The organism is Ruegeria sp. AM5 (genome assembly GCF_056540645.1).
The window spans coordinates 66661-87974 of the sequence record NZ_JBQFXC010000001.1 but is presented as its reverse complement, the minus strand read 5'-3'; the positions used below and the strand labels follow the sequence as shown (position 1 = coordinate 87974).

Annotated in this window: 21 protein-coding genes and 3 pseudogenes; 13 read left to right on the top strand and 11 right to left on the bottom strand. The window is 56.0% G+C overall.

Features of this window, described 5'->3' with window-relative positions; translation table 11 throughout:
* Position 1 precedes the first annotated feature (1 nt).
* The 4 genes from ACR0AH_RS00450 to ACR0AH_RS00435 all read right to left on the bottom strand — a co-directional run bounded on the left by ACR0AH_RS00450 (position 2) and on the right by ACR0AH_RS00435 (position 5063).
* Positions 2-979: an ABC transporter permease gene (locus tag ACR0AH_RS00450; RefSeq protein ID WP_170565646.1), complete on the bottom strand. Its 978-nt coding sequence runs from the start codon at positions 977-979 to the stop codon at positions 2-4.
* Complete coding sequence (locus ACR0AH_RS00445; protein WP_480589820.1) at positions 964-2499, bottom strand: sugar ABC transporter ATP-binding protein; 1536 nt, start codon at positions 2497-2499, stop codon at positions 964-966. Before ACR0AH_RS00445 ends, ACR0AH_RS00450 begins: the two co-directional genes overlap by 16 nt.
* Before the next feature lie 67 nt (positions 2500-2566).
* Positions 2567-3541 carry an ABC transporter substrate-binding protein gene (locus ACR0AH_RS00440; RefSeq protein WP_170396129.1) on the bottom strand — a complete coding sequence of 325 codons (975 nt, stop codon included), beginning with the start codon at positions 3539-3541 and terminating at the stop codon, positions 2567-2569.
* A 55-nt stretch (positions 3542-3596) separates the two neighbouring features.
* Positions 3597-5063, bottom strand: a complete 1467-nt coding sequence (locus tag ACR0AH_RS00435; protein ID WP_480459264.1) for an aldehyde dehydrogenase family protein — start codon at positions 5061-5063, stop codon at positions 3597-3599.
* A 238-nt stretch (positions 5064-5301) separates the two neighbouring features.
* On the opposite strand from ACR0AH_RS00435, the gene ACR0AH_RS00430 reads away from it, so the two are divergent.
* Together ACR0AH_RS00430 and ACR0AH_RS00425 are read left to right on the top strand one after the other, a co-directional pair.
* Entirely contained in the window at positions 5302-6330 is a 1029-nt protein-coding gene (locus ACR0AH_RS00430; protein ID WP_480589818.1) for a LacI family DNA-binding transcriptional regulator, read from the top strand.
* Positions 6331-6340: 10 nt separating this feature from the next.
* Positions 6341-7978, top strand: a complete 1638-nt coding sequence (locus ACR0AH_RS00425) for a GMC family oxidoreductase (protein WP_480589815.1) — start codon at positions 6341-6343, stop codon at positions 7976-7978.
* 140 nt (positions 7979-8118) lie between these two features.
* Here the strand turns inward: ACR0AH_RS00425 and ACR0AH_RS00420 are convergent, their stop codons facing one another.
* Positions 8119-8430 (bottom strand): cupin domain-containing protein, encoded by a 312-nt coding sequence (locus tag ACR0AH_RS00420; protein ID WP_170396125.1) that lies wholly within the window; start codon positions 8428-8430, stop codon positions 8119-8121.
* Positions 8431-8465: 35 nt separating this feature from the next.
* Complete coding sequence (locus tag ACR0AH_RS00415) at positions 8466-9146, bottom strand: GntR family transcriptional regulator (protein WP_170733473.1); 681 nt, start codon at positions 9144-9146, stop codon at positions 8466-8468.
* Between the two features lie 260 nt (positions 9147-9406).
* Here ACR0AH_RS00415 and ACR0AH_RS00410 point away from each other — a divergent pair, with 260 nt between their 5' ends.
* The 5 genes from ACR0AH_RS00410 (at position 9407) to ACR0AH_RS00390 (ending at position 13720) form a co-directional block, all read left to right on the top strand.
* Positions 9407-10192: an SDR family NAD(P)-dependent oxidoreductase gene (locus tag ACR0AH_RS00410; RefSeq protein ID WP_480438726.1), complete on the top strand. Its 786-nt coding sequence runs from the start codon at positions 9407-9409 to the stop codon at positions 10190-10192.
* A 51-nt stretch (positions 10193-10243) separates the two neighbouring features.
* On the top strand, positions 10244-11227 hold the full coding sequence (locus ACR0AH_RS00405; protein WP_170512686.1) for a TRAP transporter substrate-binding protein: 984 nt from the start codon (positions 10244-10246) through the stop codon (positions 11225-11227).
* 75 nt (positions 11228-11302) lie between these two features.
* On the top strand, positions 11303-11830 hold the full coding sequence (locus ACR0AH_RS00400) for a TRAP transporter small permease (RefSeq protein WP_480589812.1): 528 nt from the start codon (positions 11303-11305) through the stop codon (positions 11828-11830).
* Positions 11831-11839: 9 nt separating this feature from the next.
* Entirely contained in the window at positions 11840-13120 is a 1281-nt protein-coding gene (locus ACR0AH_RS00395) for a TRAP transporter large permease (RefSeq protein WP_480590829.1), read from the top strand.
* A gap of 84 nt (positions 13121-13204) precedes the next feature.
* Positions 13205-13720 carry a redoxin domain-containing protein gene (locus ACR0AH_RS00390; protein ID WP_170733474.1) on the top strand — a complete coding sequence of 172 codons (516 nt, stop codon included), beginning with the start codon at positions 13205-13207 and terminating at the stop codon, positions 13718-13720.
* Positions 13721-13780: 60 nt separating this feature from the next.
* Here the strand turns inward: ACR0AH_RS00390 and ACR0AH_RS00385 are convergent.
* Positions 13781-14487: pseudogene (locus tag ACR0AH_RS00385) on the bottom strand (IS6 family transposase).
* Positions 14488-14646: 159 nt separating this feature from the next.
* Here ACR0AH_RS00385 and ACR0AH_RS00380 point away from each other — a divergent pair.
* From ACR0AH_RS00380 to ACR0AH_RS00355, 6 genes are all read left to right on the top strand, one after another.
* Positions 14647-15267 (top strand): glutathione S-transferase family protein, encoded by a 621-nt coding sequence (locus tag ACR0AH_RS00380; RefSeq protein WP_480589810.1) that lies wholly within the window; start codon positions 14647-14649, stop codon positions 15265-15267.
* Positions 15268-15303: 36 nt separating this feature from the next.
* A complete protein-coding gene (locus ACR0AH_RS00375) occupies positions 15304-15972 on the top strand; it encodes a cupin domain-containing protein (protein WP_170399734.1) in 669 nt (222 codons plus the stop codon).
* A gap of 3 nt (positions 15973-15975) precedes the next feature.
* Complete coding sequence (locus ACR0AH_RS00370) at positions 15976-16659, top strand: SDR family NAD(P)-dependent oxidoreductase (protein ID WP_170399731.1); 684 nt, start codon at positions 15976-15978, stop codon at positions 16657-16659.
* A 3-nt stretch (positions 16660-16662) separates the two neighbouring features.
* The gene (locus tag ACR0AH_RS00365; protein WP_480589808.1) at positions 16663-17724 is read left to right on the top strand and encodes a flavin monoamine oxidase family protein; all 1062 of its coding nucleotides are present in this window, start codon (positions 16663-16665) and stop codon (positions 17722-17724) included.
* Positions 17725-17730: 6 nt separating this feature from the next.
* Entirely contained in the window at positions 17731-18294 is a 564-nt protein-coding gene (locus ACR0AH_RS00360) for a TetR/AcrR family transcriptional regulator (RefSeq protein ID WP_170399724.1), read from the top strand.
* A 63-nt stretch (positions 18295-18357) separates the two neighbouring features.
* On the top strand, positions 18358-19215 hold the full coding sequence (locus ACR0AH_RS00355) for an SDR family oxidoreductase (RefSeq protein ID WP_170733476.1): 858 nt from the start codon (positions 18358-18360) through the stop codon (positions 19213-19215).
* 258 nt (positions 19216-19473) lie between these two features.
* Here ACR0AH_RS00355 and ACR0AH_RS00350 read toward each other — a convergent pair.
* The 4 genes and pseudogenes from ACR0AH_RS00350 to ACR0AH_RS00335 form a co-directional block, all read right to left on the bottom strand.
* Positions 19474-20181, bottom strand: a pseudogene (locus ACR0AH_RS00350) (IS6 family transposase).
* Positions 20182-20212: 31 nt separating this feature from the next.
* Positions 20213-20620 (bottom strand): annotated as a pseudogene (locus ACR0AH_RS00345) (glycogen/starch/alpha-glucan phosphorylase); the annotation flags it as partial.
* A 15-nt stretch (positions 20621-20635) separates the two neighbouring features.
* A complete protein-coding gene (locus ACR0AH_RS00340; RefSeq protein WP_480589806.1) occupies positions 20636-20899 on the bottom strand; it encodes a hypothetical protein in 264 nt (87 codons plus the stop codon).
* A 2-nt stretch (positions 20900-20901) separates the two neighbouring features.
* Entirely contained in the window at positions 20902-21138 is a 237-nt protein-coding gene (locus tag ACR0AH_RS00335) for a helix-turn-helix domain-containing protein (protein ID WP_170733477.1), read from the bottom strand.
* Positions 21139-21314 lie beyond the last annotated feature (176 nt).

Here is a 21314-nt window from a genome sequence, read left to right as displayed (position 1 = left end):
ATTAAGCCCTCCGAAACTGCTGGACCCAAACGGCCAGAATAATGATGACGGCTTTGGCGATCAGTGCAACTTCGTCCTCTACCCCGTTGGCCAACAATGTATATTTGACCAACTGGATGATGACGGCACCCAGTATGGCACCAAAGATCGGCGCTCGCCCGCCTTGCAAAAGAGCCCCGCCAACAACCGCGGCCGCGATGGCATCAAGCTCCATCAGATTGCCGTTGCGCGCGGCGTCCGAGGCCGAGTTGATTGCAACCACGATCAAACCGGCTAAGCCCGCAAGCACCGCGCAGATGACATAGGCCCCGATCTTGACCCGTCGGACGGGACCACCCGACAGATAGGCCGCGCGTTCATTGCCCCCAATGGCCAGCAGGTAACGGCCCCATGTGGTTCTGGTGATCACCCAAAACAGCACACAGGCAATGGCCAGCGCCAGCCAGCCCTGGAACGGCAAACCAAGCACTTTACCAGTTCCAAGATAACTGAATGAAGGGTTTGAAAACGTCTGCAGGTTCCCGTTCGTCAAGACTTGGGCAATACCGCGACCAGAGATGAAGAGAATGAGCGTCGCAACGATGGGCTGCACGTTCAACACGGCAACCATCACGCCGTTGAATACCCCGCATAGCGCCGCAATGAACAGCGGCAGGACAATGGCCAATGTGACGCCTAGCATCGGATTGGCAGCACCCAGATCCGACAGAAAGATCAGCGGAGCAAGCGCCCCCGCCAGCGCCATGACCGCCCCAACCGACAGATCGATCCCACCCGTGGCGATTACCAGCGTCATCCCCATGGCCACGATGGCGATCGTAGCGACCTGGCTGATATTTACGAACAGGGTTTGCAGTTGCAGGAAATTAGGTGTGAAAAACGCGTTGAACACTAATAGGGCGACCAACGCGGCGATGCCGCCGTGAAAGCGGAAGGGCATTGATGCGACCCGTTGCGGCAACTTCATTGCGCGGTCCATGAACCAGTTCCTTCTTCATGATGCGCGAGCGCGCGCACCAGTATGTTCTCGGTAACCCCGGGGTTGGTCAGTTCCTTGACCGAGCGTCCCTCGTGCATGACCACGATGCGATCGGCGCCTTCCACCAGCTCTTCGAATTCCGAACTGATGAGGACGACACCAAACCCCTTCTCGACATAAGACCGAATGAACGATTGGATCTCTCGCTTGGCGCCAACATCCACGCCTCGGGTCGGCTCGTCGAGTATCAGGATGTCGGGCTGCGTCGCCAGCCAACGGGCAAGCAGCACCTTCTGCTGGTTGCCGCCGGACAACTCGCGAATGGGCTGGTCCATATGCGCCGCCTTGATGCCCAGATCGTCGATGAACGCCTGAACGATTTCGCGCTCGCGGGCAAAGTCGATCTGACCACGGCTGGCCAGTTTCGGCAGCAGGGCCAGCGTCATGTTCTCGCGCACGGACATCTCTGGAATGATCCCTTCGGCCTTGCGATCTTCGGTCAGAAAGCCGACGCCGTTTGCGATCGCGTCACCCGGTCCGGACGGTTGACCGACCGTGCCATGCAACTCGATTGCGCCGCTGCGTTTCCCGTCCACTCCGAACAAAGCGCGCGCCGCCTCGGTCCGGCCAGAGCCCAGCAATCCGCCCAACCCGACGATTTCCCCACGGTGGAGCGTGAGGTCGAAATGCGTCAGCCGCGGGCCTGTTGAAACAGAGTCCGCCCGTAAAACGATATCGCCTTTCTTGGCCTTGGCACCTGCGAAGTCCGTCAAACCGTCTGCCGCGATCTCATCCTTGTTGCGGCCCAGCATGTCCGCGATCATTTCCAGTTTGGTCGTGTCCTGGACGTTACGCGTGCTGACGGTGCGCCCATCTCGCATCGTTGTGACTCGATCGCATATTTGGAACAGCTCATCGAGGAAATGCGAAACATAAAGAACAGACACGCCCTGTTTCTTCAACTCGCGCACAACACCGAACAGCACCTCGACTTCGCTGGCATCCAGCGACGACGTGGGTTCGTCCATGATGACAAGTTTCGCATCCAGCGAAACAGCCCGCGCAATTGCAACCAACTGCTGGATCGCTGTCGAGAAATTTCCTAACGGCTCGGTCACGTCGATATCTATGCCAAAGCGCGTAAGCACCTCGCGTGCGCGCCTGTTGCCCTCGCGCCAGTCGACCAGAAAGCCGAGACGTTTGGGCTCGTACCCCATGATGATGTTTTCAGTCACTGACCGCAGCGGTACCAGGTTGAGCTCTTGATAGATGGTGGCAATTCCGGATTCCTGCGCTTCGCGCGGAGTGGAGATGCGGCTCGGCACACCCGCCAGATGAACGTCGCCGGCATCCCGATCGTAAACTCCGGTCAGAACCTTGATCATCGTCGATTTGCCCGCACCGTTCTGGCCGATCAGCGCATGAACCTCGCCGGGCGCGATTTCCAGGTTGGCCTGGCTAAGTGCCGGCACGCCGGCAAAGGACTTTTCAATTCCCGACATCGAGACGAGCGTATTCATGAGATGTCTTCCTCCGATTGCTTGCAGGCGGCGCCGACCACAGGCCAGCACCACCCACCAGGGAGAATCAATAGGCTTCGTCGATGTGATCGGCCGCATTGTCCTTGGTAAAGATGCGATCTTCGACTTTCACCCATTCCGGGATCGCCTCGCCAGCTGCGTATTTTTTCATGACTTCACAAGCCAGAGGGCCGAAGAAGGGTGAGCTTTCCACCGTCACCCCCATCTTGCCATCGATAATAGCCTGAAGTGCATCGCGTGTCCCGTCGATCGAAACGATGGTCACGTCCTCGCCGGGCTTGCGGCCGGCCAGTTCCAGAGCCTGGATCGCACCGATTGCCATCTCGTCATTGTGGGCGTAGACCACGTTCACATCGGGGTGCGCCTGCAGCAGGGTTTCCATCACCTGACGACCCAGGTCGCGCGCAAAGTCACCGGTCTGAGAAGCCACGATTTCAAAGCGGTCATCCGCTGCAATCGCGTCGTCGAAACCTTTTTTGCGGTCATTTGCAGGTGAAGAACCAGTCGTGCCCTCCAACTGGACGATGACGCCATTGTCGCCGTCGAAATTCTCCATCAGCCACTGTGCGGCCCGGTTGCCCTGATCAATAAAATCCGACCCAAGGAACGCCACAAAATGCTCGCCCGGCTTGGCAACGGCCGGATCAACCGAGCGGTCCACCAAAAAGGTCGGGATTCCCGCTGCACGGGCCTTCATAACGGCTGGGATCAACGGCTTTTCTTCCCGCGGGGGCAGGAACAGAACGTCGATGCCTTGGGCGATCATGCTGTCCACATCCGCAACCTGCTTTGCCGCAGATCCGGCCGCATCCGTCGCGATCAGATCCCAGCCACAGGCCTCGGCTGTGTCATGGAAAGATTTCGTTTCGGCAATGCGCCACGGGTTGTTCGATTCCATCTGCGCAAAGCCGACCTTGTAGCGATCCTTCTGCTCAAGCGGTGGCAGATCCTGCGCGATCACCGTGGTGCCCAACAGCGCACCCGCGACAACCGTCGAGATCAAAAGAGTTCTGCGTTTCATGGTTATTCCTCCTCCATTGGTGCGGTCGCCTCCGTTTTGACCGCGAGTTCTCAGGTCATGCCCAATTCATGTAAGTCGTCTGTTTCCTCAGATAGCCATCGAAGCCATACGCGCCGTCTTCGCCCCCAACCCCGGACAAACCCCAACCGGTGTGAAATCCCTGTACGGCCTCACCATTGGAGCGGTTCAGGTACAATTCGCCGAACTTCAAACGGCTCGGGGCCTCCATCAATCGCCGGTGCGATCCCGTAAAGAGATAGGCAGACAGCCCGAATGATGTGTCATTCGCAAATTCTATCGCCTGATCAAAATCTTCGACTCGCATGGCTGTCGCCACAGGGCCAAAGACCTCCTCTTGCATAGCGGCATTGCCGTTGTCTGAGACCTCAAGAACCGTCGGGGACATCCAGTGTCCTTTGCGGTGCGCGCTGTCCAACAGGGGCCCGCCTTCCAGATGGACCGTGGCACCTTCCGTGATGCTGCGCTTGATGATTTCGTCGACCTTGGACACCTCGGCCTTGCTGACTTTGGGACCCAGATCGCAGTCCTCCATCGGATCCCCGATCGACAAAGCGCGGGCCGCAGACACGAATTTTTCAAGAAACTGATCCGCAATGCCGCGATGTAGATACATACGCTCGTTGCAGGTGCAAATCTGGCCGCAATTGGCAAACCGGGCGGCAATGGCGGCCGAAACAGCAGCGTCAATATCCGCATCCTCCATCACGATGAACGGAGCCTTACCGCCAAGCTCGAGCCGGACAACCTTGATCCGGTCGGCCGCGGCGCGAAAAATCTCTTTACCGGCTCGTGTGCTGCCGGTCATTGTGATCAGCGAGGTATCGGGGTGTTCGACCAACCGCTGCCCTACCACCGGCCCCTTGCCTGTCAGAACATTCAGAACACCGGCCGGAAACCCGACCTTTTCGGCAAGCTCGGCGATCGCGAGACCGGACAGCGGTGTGATTTCGTGCCCCAACAGAACAACAGTATTGCCCGCGACCAGCGCAGGCCCGACTTTCCTGGCGGCCAATGCCAGCGGATAGTTCCAGGCCGTCAACGCAACAACAACGCCATAAGGATGACGCCGGATCTGGATTTCCTCGGACTTGTTGTCCGATGCCACTATGTCACCCGAAATCCTCCGGGCCTCTTCAGCCGCATGGCAAAGAAAGGTAACAGCGGCATCAACTTCACTTCGGGCCTGCGTGATCGGCTTGCCCTGCTCGACCGTGATCAGAGCGGCCAGACGCCCGGCGTCAATCCGGATGGCCTCGGCCAACCGCTGAACCAGTCGCGCCCGCTCGATCGCCGGGCGCGAGGACCACGAGCCAAAAGCACGATGGGCCGCCTCGACGGCCGCATCCGCATGAGCGGCACCGCCATCTGGAACTTGCGCAAAGATCTCTTCATTTGCAGGGTTCTCGACACCAACCGTGTCCGCGTCAGAGTCGGTAAAGCGGCCATCGATGAACATCGAATGCCGAACCACCTGACCCAACTCCCCCACTACAGACCGCAATTTCGCCTCCCGCGCTTACTCGGTCAGACCACATTGGCGACCGCACCGTCGATCAAAACACTAATAATATTATTTCGTCAACACTAATATTAATTACTATTCACTAATATTAGTTGCGCGCCCCCCGTATAGTCGATAAAAAGGAAGCGAACAAAAAGGTTGAGCAATGAATGATCAAGCGAACAAGGCCGGGCAGCACAGGGGCGTGGGACGAGTCGCGGGCCGGCAGCGCATAACGATGCATGATATTGCACGCGTCGCCGGGTGCTCACAGACGACAGTATCGCTGGTTCTAAACAAGAACGATTCCGTCAAAATCTCCGAGGACACAAAGCAAAGAGTCCTGAATGCCGCCAACACGCTTGGATACGCCATGCCCTCTCAACTCAGGAAACCCCAGGACAGCGCGCCTCGACCCTCGGCGTTAGACGGCACCATCGCTTTTGTCGTGGACGATCTGGCGTCGAGCCCCGAAATGGTAAACGCGTTTAATGGCGTGAAACAGGCCGTTCGGGACACGGGAAATCTTGTATTGCTGGCAGAAACCCAAAACGACCCCGAGGTCGAACCCAGAACGCTTAGGTATTTCCTCGACCAACAGGTTGCGGGCATCATTTACGCAACCGTTTTCACCCGGCGGGTGGTCGTTCCGGAAATACTCAGGCAGACCGCAACCCCGGTTCTGCTGCTGAACTGCTTTTGCGACGACCTCTCTTTTCCTGCGGTGATCCCCGGCGAAGTCGCTGCTGGACATACGGCGACCAACGCCCTGATCAAGGCGGGGCACAAACGAATCGCCACCATCACCGGCGAGCCGTTCATGGAATGCGCCGCAGGGCGAACGACCGGGTACAGAAACGCCCTTGCTTCCGCCGACATCCCATTTGACGAGGATTTGGTCATCGAGGGCAACTGGCTGCCCAGCGCAGGCTATGCTGCCACGCGCGAATTGATGGACCTGCCCTCTCCGCCAACCGCCATTTTCTGTCAGAATGACCGAATGGCAATCGGCTGCTATGAGGCGCTCAAGGAACTTGGCCTATCCATCCCCGAAGACATCTCGGTCATCGGATTTGACGATGACGAAACCGCGCGACACCTGTCGCCCCCCCTGACCTCGATGATCCTTCCAACTAGGGCGATGGGACGCTGGGTCATCGAACAGTTGTTCCACGGTCCGACGGATGGTCAGCGACACCCTCTCGTGAAGCTTGAATGCGAACTGGTGGAGCGCGACTCGATCAGCGAACCCAAACGCCGGGCCTGAAGGCGAACTCATGACGGAAACCTTCGATCATATCGTCATCGGCGGCGGCTCTGCCGGCGCAGCCGCTGCAGCGCGACTGGTCAACCAGGGCAAGTGCAGGGTTCTGGTGCTGGAGGCCGGGCATTCGCACCGCCATCCGTTGCTGGACATGCCGCCGGGTATCTTCAAGATGATCAACGGGTCCAAGTTCATGACCTACCACCAGACCGAACCGCAGGACCACCTGGACGGTCGCGTGCATGACATTCCGCAGGCCAACGTGCTGGGTGGCGGGTCGTCTGTGAATGCCCAGGTCTATATGCGCGGCCGCCCTTCTGATTATGACGCGTGGGACGACCTGCTACGACAGACCAACGACGGGGTCGGCTGGGGATGGGATGATGTGCTGCCCTACTTCCGTAGAATGGAAGACAATAACAGGCTTCACAATGACCTGCATGGCAGCAACGGTCCGGTGCAGGTCTCGGATCCGGGGCATATCGACGACATGTCACGTTGGTTCGTTCAGTCGGTCCAGGCCCTTGGCGAACCATTCAACACGGATTTCAACGGCGCAACGCAGCGCGGTGTCGGGTTCTATCAGTTCACCAATCGCGCCGGTAAGCGCAGTTCGTCGGCCTATGCTTTTCTCGCCCCTCTCGAGACGAACCCGAACTTGACCATCCAGCTTGGCGCAACGGTCAACAAAGTCATCATCGAAAACGATAAGGCCGTCGGCGTGCAGTATCGAGACAAACGCGGAGCCCACACGGTCCGGTGCGATGGTGAAGTTGTCGTTGCGGCGGGCGCTCTGGTGACGCCAAAAATCCTAATGCTATCAGGCATCGGACCTGATGCACATCTTGCCGATCACGGTATTCCCGTGATCTGCCCATTGCCTGGGGTTGGCCAGAACCTGATCGACCACCCCGAAGTTCCAATTACCGCCTTTGCCAACGGTCCCTACGGATACTTCAAACAAGGTGAGGGCTGGCGGATGCTTCGCAACGGCATCCAGTTCAAACTGTTCGGCAGCGGACCGGTGACTTCCGCCGGAGTCGAAGCCGGCGCGTTTGTCAATCCATCGATTCCTGATGGAGAACCGACCATTCAAGCTTTTTGCGTGCCAATTGTTTATCTGGATCGCGACGCTCTGGACGAGGTGCAGGATGACTTTGGCCTGACCGTTACGACCGTCGTGGTAAAACCGAAATCACGCGGAGAGGTCCGGCTTCGCTCGGCCGATCCTCACGCCATGCCAGTGGTCTCGCCAAACCTTCTGAAGCATGAAGACGACATGCAAGAGATGATCCGGGGGCAGCGGTTCTTTCGCCGGGCATTCACGTCGGGCCCGCTTGCTCAAAGGGTTCGCGAAATCGTCATTCCCACAGCGGACGACGACCAGACGCTACGAGCACATTGCAAGCGATTCGTAAAAACCAACTATCACCCGGCGGGCACTGCCAAAATGGGCCGGGACGGCGACGGAATGGCCGTGCTGGACGCCAGGATGCGCGTGCGCGGAATCGAGAGCTTGCGGGTGTGCGACATGTCAGCCGTGCCCGACATCAACGCCGGCAATACAAACGCACCTGCCATGATGCTGGGCGAACGATGCGCCGACCTGATCCTCGGCATCGGATCAGCCCGCGAGATACGCAATTCCTAACCTGAGCTGCGGCGTCGCCCGTCATTGATCCTATTTCTAATGCAGAATATGGCGTCGCCCTGCCCGACCCACCGAAAATAGACTACCCTGCCTCAATGCGCAGAACGTGGCCAAAGGTCATGGCGCGGACGGAAAACGCCTTACAGAAAATCGTCCCGCCTGGGCGTGAAGCAGTCGATCAACTCTCCGGCAGCCAGGCAAACACAACCATGGCTTACACCGGACGGAATAATCAGGCTGTCACCGGGTTCCAACGCTCGCTCCTGATCTCCGATGACAAAGTTGAACCGCCCGGACCGCACAAATGTCGACTGCACATGCGGATGGTCGTGCAACACGCCTTCGGCACCTTCTTCAAACCGGAATGAAACCATCATGAGGTCTTCATTATCCGCCAAAACCTGGCGCGTGACACCTGAGGCAGGTGATACAATCGGATAGCTCTTGGTCATAATGCGAGGTCCTTATTCAGTTGGCGGCGTTCAATTTATTCGAAATACTCGGCATGTTTCGAGTGAACCTCCTCGATGGTCTTGTCGATGCGGCCCAAATGACGGCGTATCGTCTCGGTTGCAGTCGCCTCGTCGCGGTCTGCTAGCGCTTTTGCCAGCTCAACATGATCCCGAACCAGAATGTCGGCCTCGCTCTCGCGCCCTAGGCTCAAAACGCACAGGCGATCGATCTTTCTTTTGCATTCCTGAATCGTATTGAAGGCCAGTGGGTTGCCGCTCAACTCACAAATCAGCCGGTGAAAGTCGTAGTCGAGCTGATGGAACTTTTCGGCTTCGTTCCTTGAAACGACGTCTTTCTGCTGCTTGAGATTGCCCCCCAGCAGCTTCGAATATTCGGGCTTCCAGTTCCGACATGCAGCGCGCACCACTTCCAACTCGACCGAGAGGCGAACAAAGCGCGCATGACCGATCCGTTCCATGGAAAAACTACGTACCCGCGTGGCTTTCTGTGGTCGGATCAGCAGCAAATCCTGCGCCTCAAGCCTGTTGAAAGCATCGCGGACCGGCTGCCTCGACACTTCGAACTTTTTTGCAATATCTGCTTCGGACAGTTTTGTTCCCGGCAGAATTTCCAGTGAAACGATCGCCTCGTACAAACTCTCATATACGATGTCAGTGGTTGTGCGCCGCTCGATTTTATCCGTAATACTTTGCATTTCCTGCCTTTTTCTGCGCGTGACCAACACCGGCGGCATTCTGGGCCACTAGGCCTCTCCCTCCGATACTCCTCAATGTATCTCCAGCCAATCCATTTAGCACGGGCCGTGCGAAGCCTTTTGTGGCTCCCAAACAAATTTGTTGACAATACTAGTATCCTAGTCGACTACAATAGGCAACACGGCTGAATGCTCGTTAAGGCTCAAAGACCAAAACGGGCGCACTGACTGGATGACCGGGGAGCCAAGGGGGCAAGAAAATGACCGAATTGAACGCTGAACAGATTGGCCCGAACATGGAACTGGCAGGGAAGGTTGCGATCGTAACCGGCGGCGGACGGGACATTGGCCGCGCCTGCGTCATGAAACTGGCCAAGGCTGGAGCGTCGATCGCGATCAACTATCACAGCTCATCTTCGGGTGCGGAATCGGCGGTTCAGGAAATAACGGCTGCCGGAGGTAAGGCGATTGCCATACAGGGCGACATGACCTCCGGTGCAGATGTGGAAAGGCTGATCTCGGAGACTATCGCGACATTCGGACCTCGGATCGACATTCTTGCCCACGTGACCGGCGGATTGCTGGCCCGGAAGACCCTGTCTGAGATGGATATGGAACATTGGTGCCATGTCATGGACCTGAACACCACTTCTTTTGCTCGCACTGTTCAGGCCGTGTTGCCGCATATGAAAAAAGGCGGCGCGATCGTCGGGTTTGCGAGTCAGGCGGGGCGTGACGGGGGCGGCCCAGGCGCGGTCGCCTATGCGGCCTCGAAGGGTGCGGTCATGACGATGACGCGTGGATTGGCCAAAGAACTGGGGCCGGACATCCGGGTAAATTCGGTTTGCCCGGGCATGATCGACACCGATTTTCACAATGTCTTCACAAAAAGCGAAGTGCGGACCAACGTGGCCGGCGCCACGCCGCTTAAACGCGAAGGCACATCTGAGGATGTCGCCAATCTGGTCGCCTATCTGGCCTCAGACGCCGCTGCTTTCATTACGGGCGCGAACATCGACATCAACGGAGGCCTGCTCTTTTCATAACCGGCCTTCGCCGGGCATCGAGTCAACTGTCTGTTTTCTAGGGAGGAAATTATGAATATCAAACTGACTAAAACGCTGATGAGTGCCGCGACCGTGGTCGCAATTACCGGGAGCGCATCCTTCGCAGAGGATTGGCGCGGGTGGAATATCCACGTGGATGGTTACCCAAACACCATCGCGATGGACAAATTCGCAGAACTCGTTACGGAAAAAACTGGCGGTGAAATCAGCCTTCAAATGTTCCATGGGGGCACGCTGGGCAGTCAGCCCGACGCGGTTGAACAGGTCCGCGCAGGCGCATTGGAAGTCGGCAACTTTAACCTGGGCCCAATTGGCCCGATTGTCGCCGAGGCCAATGTTGTATCGTTGCCCTTTATATTCAAAGACGTCCCGCACATGTTCCGCGTCTTGGACAGCGAGGGTGGCGAGGCAATTGCGGCAGGTATGGCAGCCAAAGGCTTGACACCTCTTGCGTGGTATGACGCTGGCGCTCGCTCCTTCTACAACGGAACAAAGGCAATCAACGCACCTGCCGATGTTGAGGGAATGAAAGTTCGGGTCATGAACAACGACCTGTTTACAGGCATGATTTCTGAGCTTGGTGGCAACCCATCGCCAATGGCGTTTGCCGAAGTTTATCAGGCCCTGAAAACCGGTGTCGTCGATGGTGCCGAAAACAACTGGCCATCGTACGAGTCAACTGGCCACTTCGAAGTTGCAGGTTTCTATTCGCTGTCTCAGCACCTGATCATACCCGAATGTATCTGCATTAATACCGACACGTTCAACGCACTTTCACCTGAGATGCAGGCCGCGGTTCGAGAGGCAGCTCAGGAATCTGCAAAACTTCAGCGGCAATTGTGGGCCGAGCGCGAAGCAGCCAGCCGCACAGCCGTCGAAGAAGCTGGTGTGGTCGTGAATGAAGTGGCAGACAAAGCCCCGTTCCAAGCGGCTATGGGCCCGGTTTACGAAGCCTACTTTGCTACGAACCCCGATTTACGCCCGCTTGTCGAGACTATCCAGGCGACGGACTGATTTAGCTACTTTGGGTCTGATATTGTCCGGTCCCGCACATGCGGGTCCGGACGCCTGATCAAGAGTTGTGAGCCAATGAGTTATACTTCCCTGCCCCCGACATCTGTGCGCAAGATGATCCAGATCATGGATTGGATCGCCGACGTGTGCCGGGTTTTGACCGGTGTCGCACTGGTTGTCATCACGGTCATATTCGGATGGCTAGTATTTGGTCGCTATGTTCTGAATGCGACGCCGACCTGGGTCGAGCAAGTCGCCTTGCTTCTCGTCATGACAATTGCGTTTCTCGGTGCGGCAGTAGGTGTACACGATAACACGCACTTGTCCGTGTCTCTCGTGCGTTCTGCGGTTCCTCCACGTGTGAGGACCATTTTGGTTATCTGCACAGACGTGCTTATGGCTGGGTTCGGCGCTTTGATGCTGTGGTTCGGAGCTCGACTTACGATCTTTAAGTGGGGATCGCTAATCCCATTGATTCAAGTCCCCGAAGGCTTGCGTTCATTGCCTCTCACAATTGGCGGAGGACTCATATTACTCTTTTCCGTTGGTCATCTAATCCGCCTCTATGTCGGTTTTGACGAGCGCAATGACAGCATCGAATAGAGGCGAATGATGGGAATACTTCTGTTGCTTGGCGTGTTCGCCCTCTGCGTTCTGATCGGAACGCCTATAGCATTCGCGCTTGGAATAGCGGCCATTTCGGCATTTTGGTTCGAAGGCTTACCCTTGATGATCGGATTTCAGCGGATCGTCTCCGGGATCAATGTATTCTCGTTGATGGCGATCCCGTTCTTCATTTTTGCGGGTGAACTGATGTTCCACGGCGGGATAGCCATGCGTCTCGTCAGGTTTGCTTCAGCCGCTGTCGGGGCCGTGCGCGGCGGCTTGGGAATTGTGAACGTGTTTTCTTCGATGCTTTTTGGGGGGATTTCAGGATCGGCCATCGCAGACATTTCCGCACTAGGGTCTATCTTGGTTCCTGTGATGAAAGAGAAAGGTTACGATGCAGATTACGCCGTAAACGTGACCGTTACGTCCTCGATTGCCGGTATAATTATTCCACCCAGTCACAATATGATCATTTTCGCGATCGCAGCCGGGGGTGGAATATCGATCTCGAAGCTGTTTCTTGCGGGCGTTGTTCCAGGAGTTTTAATGTGCCTTTGCCTTGCTGTGGCGGCGTACCTTGTAGCGGTGCGCAGAGGTTATCAAGCTGAGACTTTCCCGGGTTGGTCAGCGCTCGTAGTGAGCTTCTTCAGTGCAATTCCAGGACTTTTGACGGCTGTGATTATCGTCGGCGGTGTGTTGTCGGGTATTTTCACCGTTACGGAGTCCGGAGCTTTTGGGGCCATTTACGCATTTGTGGTCACTCTGATCGTCTACAGAAGCATAACGTGGGAAAACTTTTGTATTGCCGTCTCTTCTGCTGTGCGCACGACGGCGATGGTAATGATATTAATCGCATGCGCTGGTGCGTTTGCCTACATGCTGACCTTTTACAGAGTTCCGGGCAGAACCGTAGATCTGCTTACTGGGTTGACAGAAAATCCGATACTCATCCTGCTGATGGTAAATGCGGTTTTGTTGTTGCTTGGAATGATTATGGATATGGCAGCTCTAATTCTGATCTGCACACCCATTTTTCTACCCGTTGCCAACAGCCTTGGGATTGATCCGCTGCAATTCGGGATGATCTTGCTCGTGAATTTGGGATTAGGATTGTGCACACCACCGGTCGGATCCTGCCTGTTTGTCGGTTGCGCCGTGGGTAAATTGCCAATGGAGAAAGCCGTGCGAACAATATGGCCCTTCTACTTGGCAATTCTCTTCGCATTAATGATTATCACTTTTGTACCCGCGATTTCACTAACACTGCCAAGCTTGGTTGGGTGAATAAAGTACATTCAAGTTTAAAGGCAGACACTTGAAGCTAAGCTTGTGTTCGAGTTTCTCTCTTAATAAAAAAAGGAAGCTGACATGTCGCAAAAACCCAAAGTGAATGCTCCCGTCGAGCAGATCAGTGTTTTTGATGTCTGCGGTGGCGAAATAGAGATTGGTCGGCCCAAAGATCGATGGACGATGCTTTTCGTCTATCGCGGGCGTCACTGTCCCAGATGCAAGCGATTTCTCAATAAATTGAACGCCATGCTGGCTGATTGGAGCAGCGTCATGGATGTGGTGGTCGTTTCTGCCGACTCTAAAGAAAAGGCTTTGGCCGACAAGGAAGAGTTCGGTTGGACATTTAATTTGGGCTTTGGATTGACCGAAACGCAGATGCGATCACTTGGCCTCTACGTGTCGGCCCCTCTTTCAGAGGCTGAGACAACGACACTGTTTGCAGAGCCCGGCGCATTCGGAATTCGGCCAGATGGCAGTTTGATGTTGGTCGACATTTCGAATGGCCCTGCTGCGCGCCCGGATCTTGAAGAATTGCTAGACGGAATGAAGTTCAATATCGAAAACAACCGCCCGACTCGGGGAACAGTTTTATAACTGCAACGGTGCAGTCAGGCGAATTCGAACCAGTCTCAGTTTACCGCAGAAACAGCGAACCTATCCGGAACAAAGTTGACGCCACTCGCTAAGTGTGGCGGCGCGGGTTAGCTTCAAGGTGTCTCGACTGGCTAGCGATCTTTCCTTGTTGAAGTGGTCGTAAACGGAGGAACGGACGGAGGCGAATTTCTGTAGACTTCGCATGCGCCTGAAACGCTGCATGGCGCGTTCACGCCGTCGGAAAGGAAGGTGCGAGTTCTCGACGGGGTTATTGAGCCACCTGCCCGTCCTTTGTTTTTTAGCACGCCCTAGTGTCTGAGTGCAGCCTTATAGAATGCAAAACAGTCGGTCACGATCTCATCGGCGCAACCATATCGCTTCATCAGTTTCTAGATGAATTTCAGCGCTGCAGCTTTGTTTCGGCGTTTGGTGACAACGGCCTCCAGTACTTCGCCCTCATGATCTACGGCCCGCCAGAGGTAATGCCGCTTGCCATTCACATTCACGAAAGTCTCGTCAACGTGCCACTTCCATTTTGAAAAGGCTCGGAGTTGCTGAACACGCTTCTGCCTTATCTCAGCAACAAACATCGGGCCAAACCTGTTCCACCAATATCGGACAGTTTCGTGGCTGACATCGATACCTCGCTCGTGCAGCAGATCTTCGACATTCCGAAGCGAGAGCGAGAAACGGATGTACAGCATCACCGAAAGGCGGATGATCTCGGGACTGGTTTTTAAGTATTTGAAAGAGGCAGGTCTGGTCATGCGCAAAAGCTACGCAACACCCCTACCCCGCTCAAGCAAAGTTCTTCTGAAAAGACCATCAGAGCAATTCAATCTGACAAGACGTAAAAAGGCTTGCAATAATATCTACCTATTGATAGGTAGATTACATGAAGTACAAACCCCGACGGAGGTACTCAGATGAAGATTTATGATGTCGAAGGGTTCCCGAACCCTGCCCGTGTTCGTATTGCGCTGGCTGAAAAAGGCGCGTCAGACAAAGTTGAATTCATCCCTGTGGATGTGATGGGCGGCGAACATCGCACCCCTGAGTTCAAAGCCAAAAACCCCGATGCCGCAGTGCCTTGTTTGGAACTGGAAGATGGATCGCACATCGCTCAATGCATCGCGATCACAGAATATATCGATGCAACCTTCGATGGCCCATCATTGACCGGCGTGACTGCGCAAGAGCGCGCCCGAATCTCGATGATGAATCTGCGCGCGGAAAACGGTCTGTTGAATGCGGTCGGCACCTACTTCCACCATGCCACACCTGGCCTCGGCCCGGAACTGGAAACCTATCAATGCGCCGAATGGGGCAACAAACAGAAAGAGGTTGCCGGAAACACTATGGCCTATCTGGATGCGGTATTGGCCGAAAACGAATACTTGGCCGGAGACACATTCTCGGTGGCTGATATCACCGCCTTTGCAGGATTGGCGTTCGCCGATTTTGCCAAAGTTGAAATTCCTGAAACCCTGACCAACCTGCAAGCTTGGCGTGCTAAGATGGCGGCCCGTCCATCTATCGCCGGCTAAGCGAGAACTGCCATTTAAGTTGAAAGGACCCCTCCCATGGAACTCAACTCGGACTTCTCTTCGCGTGTCGTTGTTCACTCTGATCAGCTTGAGTGGCAGGCCTCGCCCATGAAGGGTGTGGACCGGCGCATGCTGGACCGAATTGGTGGCGAAGTCGCCCGCGCCACCACCATTGTGCGCTATGCACCAGGCAGCAAGTTTTCGGCCCACACCCATACAGGCGGTGAAGAGTTCATCGTTCTGGACGGCGTCTTTCAGGATGAGCATGGCGATTTCCCGGAAGGCACCTATGTGCGCAATCCGCCCACAACCGGGCACACGCCCGGCTCAGAACCCGGCTGCACGATCTTCGTCAAACTCTGGCAGTTCGACATGGAGGACCGCAATCAGTTCCGCAAAACCATGGCCGACGAACTGGCCGCACCCGTGAACGGGGTCGCCACTGCGACCCTGCACAAGGATGACCGCGAGGTTGTCACTTACAGCCATGTTGATGCAGGCACCGAGATTACTTCGAATGCGCCGGGTGGTATCGAGCTGTTAATGATTGGCGGATCTCTGACCTCAGGCGGTGACGTTCTGAAAAAGAACGACTGGCTACGCCTGCCTGAGGGTGAAGCGCTGTCGGCTATGGCTGGCCCAGACGGGGCGAAGGTCTGGATGAAGACTGGCCACCTGCCCTTTGCACAGCCACCGGTGGTTTAATTCATGAGTAGCAAGAAACCTCTGGCGATTGTCGCCGGTGCGGGGGCTGGCCTTGGCCAGTCCCTTCTCGCGCGGTTTCAGGCAGGTGGCATGACGGCCATTGGTCTTGGACGGACGCAGCCGCAGGAAACGATCGCGCCGTTTCATCAGGTCGATCTGTCCGATCCGAGTGCGGTTGCGCCAGTGATTTCTGAATTGATCGCTACGCATGGCCCGCCGAAGTTCGTGGTACACAATACGGCTGAGCTGGTGATCGCGCCATTCCCCGAAACCGCATTGGAAGACTATCAGAGAACGTGGACATCAATGGTGCAATCTTTGGTCCTGCTGGGGCAATGTGTTCTGCAACCGATGGTGCGCGGCGGTGGTGGCGCGCTGATCGTTTCGGGGGCCACAGCGTCGCTGCGCGGCGGCCCACGGTTTTCCGCTTTTGCGTCGGCTAAGTTCGCCCTGCGCGGGCTGACACAATCGCTGGCACGTGAATATCAACCGGCTGGCGTACATATCTCGCACGTCGTTTTGGACGGGATCATCGATACACCCCGCTCGCGGGATTTGCACTCGCTGGATCCGTCGAAGATGATGAAACCGGACGAGATTGCCGAGGCCTACTGGCAGTTAGCCCATCAACCGCAATCCACCTGGACCCATGAGCTGGACCTGCGCCCGGCATCTGAGGGGTTCTGAGCGATGCAGACGCAAACTCTGATCATTGGCGCAGGCCTTTCTGGCCTCTGCCTTGCGCGACAGCTACAGGCACGAAACCATGACTACCTGCTGGTCGAAGCGCGGGGTCGACCGGGCGGACGTATCTTGACGGAAAGGCTGGAGGGTGGGTACTTCGACATGGGTCCCGCCTGGTTCTGGCCCGGGCAGCCGCGTATTGCAGCGTTAATAAAGCGGCTCGGTCTGGAGTGGTTCGAACAATATTCAACAGGCGCTCTCAGCTTTGAAAACGAGATCGGCCAGGTCGAGCGCGATCGCGGGTTTGCCTCGATGCAAGGATCGTATCGCTTGAAAGGTGGTCTGGGCGCCCTCACTGATGCGCTTGCCGCTGAGATACCGCCGAAGCGGCTCATCTTATCCGCGCCTATCGTCGGGTTAGAGAAGTCTGCGTCTGGGATCACCGCGACCGCTCAAACTGGGCAGGTCATCCATGCTCAGGAAGTCGTACTGGCCCTCCCTCCTCGCGTTGCGAGCAAGATCGCGTTCTCACCTGCTTTACCAGATGAAGCTTTAGCGGCAATGACTGGGATCGCGACTTGGATGGCCGGCCAGGCCAAAGTCATCGCTGTCTATGATACCCCGTTCTGGCGCACGGCCGGGCTGTCCGGTCACGCGATGAGCCGCAGGGGGCCGATGGTGGAAGTACACGACGCCTCCCCTGCCGAGGGCGGACCTTACGCGTTGTTCGGCTTTATCGGCTTACCCCCGGGCACCCGTAGCAACGAAGAACGGCTGCGGCAGTTGCTCAAAGGGCAACTGTCCAGGCTGTTCGGCGCCGAAGCTGCGGAGCCAAAGACACTCTTTGTTAAAGATTGGGCCTTTGACCCGTTCACCTCTATCGAAGCGGATCAACAGCCGTTATACGCTCATCCGCAATACGGGCTGCCCCATGCGATGACCCGTCTGTGGGATGGCCGTCTAATCTTTGGCGGGACCGAAGTTGCACCACAGTTCGGGGGCTATATCGAAGGCGCCCTGGAGTCTGCGGAAAACGCGCTGGCCCTGATCATGACGGAAAAGGTTTGAGCACGTATGACGAGTGATACCAAGACTGCCCTTCTGGATGTTGCCGAACACGCTGCGCGCGCGAGGGGGTTTGACGGGTTCAGCTATGCCGATCTGGCAGAGGCGGTGGGTATTCGCAAGGCGTCAATCCACTATCATTTCCCGACCAAAGCAGCGCTGTCGGCGGCACTCATGGATCGCTATCATGAGACCCTGCAGGCAGAGTGCAACCGCATCCGGGTAGAACACAAAACCGGGGCCGAGCAAATGCTGGCCCTGATCGACCTCTACCGGGATGCACTCAATGACGGGAAAACCTTGTGTCTCTGCGTGTCGCTCATCAGCAGCCGTGAAAGCCTTTCGGATGACGTGATCCAAAAGATCAGAAAATTCCGCGCCATGATGGTTACCCAAATCGAAGAGATCCTGAAGCTTGGCCAAGAGGATAAATCAATCACCGGTATCACCGATCCGATCTCGGAGTCCCGCGCGATACTGGCCCTTTTGGAAGGCGCGCATCTGACCGCGCGCGCAGAAGAGAATGTGAATACCTTCGATGAGGCTTTGGGCGTTTTAAAGTCCCGCTGTTGACCTTCGCCCCGACACATCGGATCGTTGCCGCAAGCAATTCATTTGATATTCGGAGCTTCCATTATGCCCAAAGTCATTCTGATCACCGGCACGTCAACCGGCCTTGGTGTTCAAATCGCCGTACAAGCGGCCCATGCGGGCCATACTGTCTACGCTACTATGCGAAACCTCGCCAAGCGCGGCATCTTGGATGCGGCCGCCTCTGACGCTGGCGTCAATTTCAACGTGCTTGAGCTGGACGTGCAAGACAGCGCCAGCGTAAACGCCGCAGTCGATCAGATCATCGCGAACGAGGGGCGGATCGATAAGCTGATCAACAATGCGGGTGCCGGATTTATTCGTACAACCGAACAAGCCAGCGAAGAAGAGGTCGCCTGGGTCATGGATGTGAATTTCATGGGCGTCGTGCGCTGCACAAAAGCGGTGATGCCACACATGCGCGCAGCACGCTCGGGCCACGTCATCACAATCTCATCCGTAGGCGGCCTAGTGGGTCAGCCGTTCAACGAGATCTACTGCGCCGCAAAGTTCGCGGTTGAGGGGTACACTGAGGCTTTGGCCAGCTACGTCACGCCCAATTTCGGTATCCATTTCTCGACAGTTGAACCGGGCGGTATTCAATCCGAGTTTGCGACCAATGTGCTGAAACATGTCGAGGCCACGGGCGGGATGCTTGAGGATGAGTATCTACCTATTCTCCAGAAGTATATTGGCGGCGCTCAGGCGCGAATGGATGGCAGCGATAACTATCAAACTTCGGAACAAGTGGCATCAGTTGTCTTGGGCGTGATTGAAGCCTCTGACCCGCCGATCCGCGTTCGCACTTCAAACTGGGGTGAGGCGTTTACTCGCCTGAAAACCGAAGCAGACCCGGATGGTAAAAAGCAACAAGCAGCCGTGATTGAGCAGTTCCTACGCTAAAACCTTACTCGTGTAAGTCTGCTAGGAATGCGGCAGCCTTGCTGCAATTGCCACAGGTTTCCATGCTGCATCAACGGCGACGTCCGCTTTTTGCGATGTCGAGGAACACCAGCACGCGTCGATCATGCGTACAATCCCTGATCCTTTTCGGATCGGTTTCTGTCGGCAATATCGTAAAGCTTTTCGCGAGCAGCGCCATGAAAAGGGTGCTGTCAGACGAATTCGAACTCGTCTCTATTAGGCCAGTGACGCTGTCCTTTATCCAGCACCAAGTTCGCGCCACTCGCTAAGAGCGGCGCTTCGTGTCAACTTGAAGGTGTCTCGGCTGGTCAGCGATCTTTCCTAGTTGAAGTGGTTGTAGACGGAGAAATGGACGAAGGCGAATTTCTGTCGACTTCGCATGCGCCTGAAACGTTGCATCGCGCGTTCGCGTCGTCGAAACGGCAGGTGCGAACTCTCGACGCGGTTGTTGAGCCACCTTCCCGTCTTTTGTGTTTCGAGCGCGCCCATTTCTCTGAACGCAGCTCGATACGACGCGAAGCGATCGGTGACTACTTCTTCAGCTTTACCGCGCCGCCTCATCGATTTCCTGAGGAATTTCAATGCTGCTTGCTTGTTTCGACGTTTGGTAACGATTGCTTCCAGCACTTCGCCCTCATGATCGACGGCCCGCCAAAGACAAAGCCGCTTACCATTCACCTTCACGAAAACCTCGTCCGCGTGCCACTTCCATTTGGAGTATGCTCTCAATTGCTGAGCACGCTTTCTTCGGATCTCAGCAGCAAACATCGGGCCAAACCTGTTCCACCAATATCGGACAGTTTCGTGCCTCACGTCGATGCCTCGCTCGTGCAACAAGTCTTCGACATTCCGAAGCGAGAGCGGGAAACGGATGTACAGCACTACCGCAAGACGGATGATATCGGGACTGGTTTTGAAGTATTTGAAAGAGGCAGGTCTGGTCATGGGCAAAAGCTATGCAACACCCCTGCCCGCCTCAATACAAGTTCTTCTGACAAGACCGGGCTGACCATAGGCGCAGAGTGTCGCCCCACGCGCCCTTCCAACCAACTACCGGCGTATCAAATGCTTGGGCCAGAACCGTATCGGCGGGATGCCATTCCGCCTTCCCATCGTGATGGGAAACATAGCCGCCAAAGGCGATCCGGTATCGGACTTCGGGACGCTCAAACTCTAAGGCGAAGCGCTGGTTTAACCAGGTTTCCGCTTTTTCGACCTGCTGACCTTCGACAAAACTCTGCTCGAAAAAAGCCATGCTCATAGCGGATGTCGTAACCATAAGCCGGAAGCCAAGAGTAGCGAGTGAGCCCATGAAACAGGCCGCCAGCCGTCCGAGGCCGCCATTCCCCAAGGCGGCATCAGGTTCGTCGTTGAATACGACCGACGCATCTTGGCCGAGTTACGCAAGAGCTTCCATAACCTCTTCCAACAGCCCCAGATTCGCGGTCATGTCTTCGACAAGTCGGCCAATCAAAAACTCCATTGAAAGGTAGTGAACACGTTTTGCGCCTGACTGACACGTCTCGCGCGTGCTTTCGAACCAAGGGTCAACTATGCGGTCGCGCAACGTTAGCGAAACCGCCATTCGCCAATCATAGGTCGACGCATGTACTGCGTCTTTGCCGAGCGAATAGTTGAGATGTCTGAGGATTTGTGAGTGCATGATTAAACAGGGCCAATAGTTTTGGTCGGGTTGGGTTTGATTGCGACGCCTATGCCGTCAGACACACTTCCATAATTGAGGAATTGAACACCTTCGGCTTCAAGAGTTGTGCGCATCGCTTCGATAATAGCGTGCTTCACGCCGCTTTTTCCGGCTTCAAACCGGTGTACGGTCATATGAGAAACCCGCGACAAATCGGCAAATCCCTTCATAGACAATCCAGGCGCGTTGCGGGCCATTCTAAGCTGTTCTGGTTTCACGTTTTTCTCCAGAATCTTTGGGGGATCACAGATGAGCAAGCCTGCCCTATCTGACTTTCTTAATAACGGGTCCAACACATCCGCGATCTACGCGATTTACACTCCTGATCGGTCAACCAGTATTTCCTACCAAAAGCACGAGTGACACCACCCAC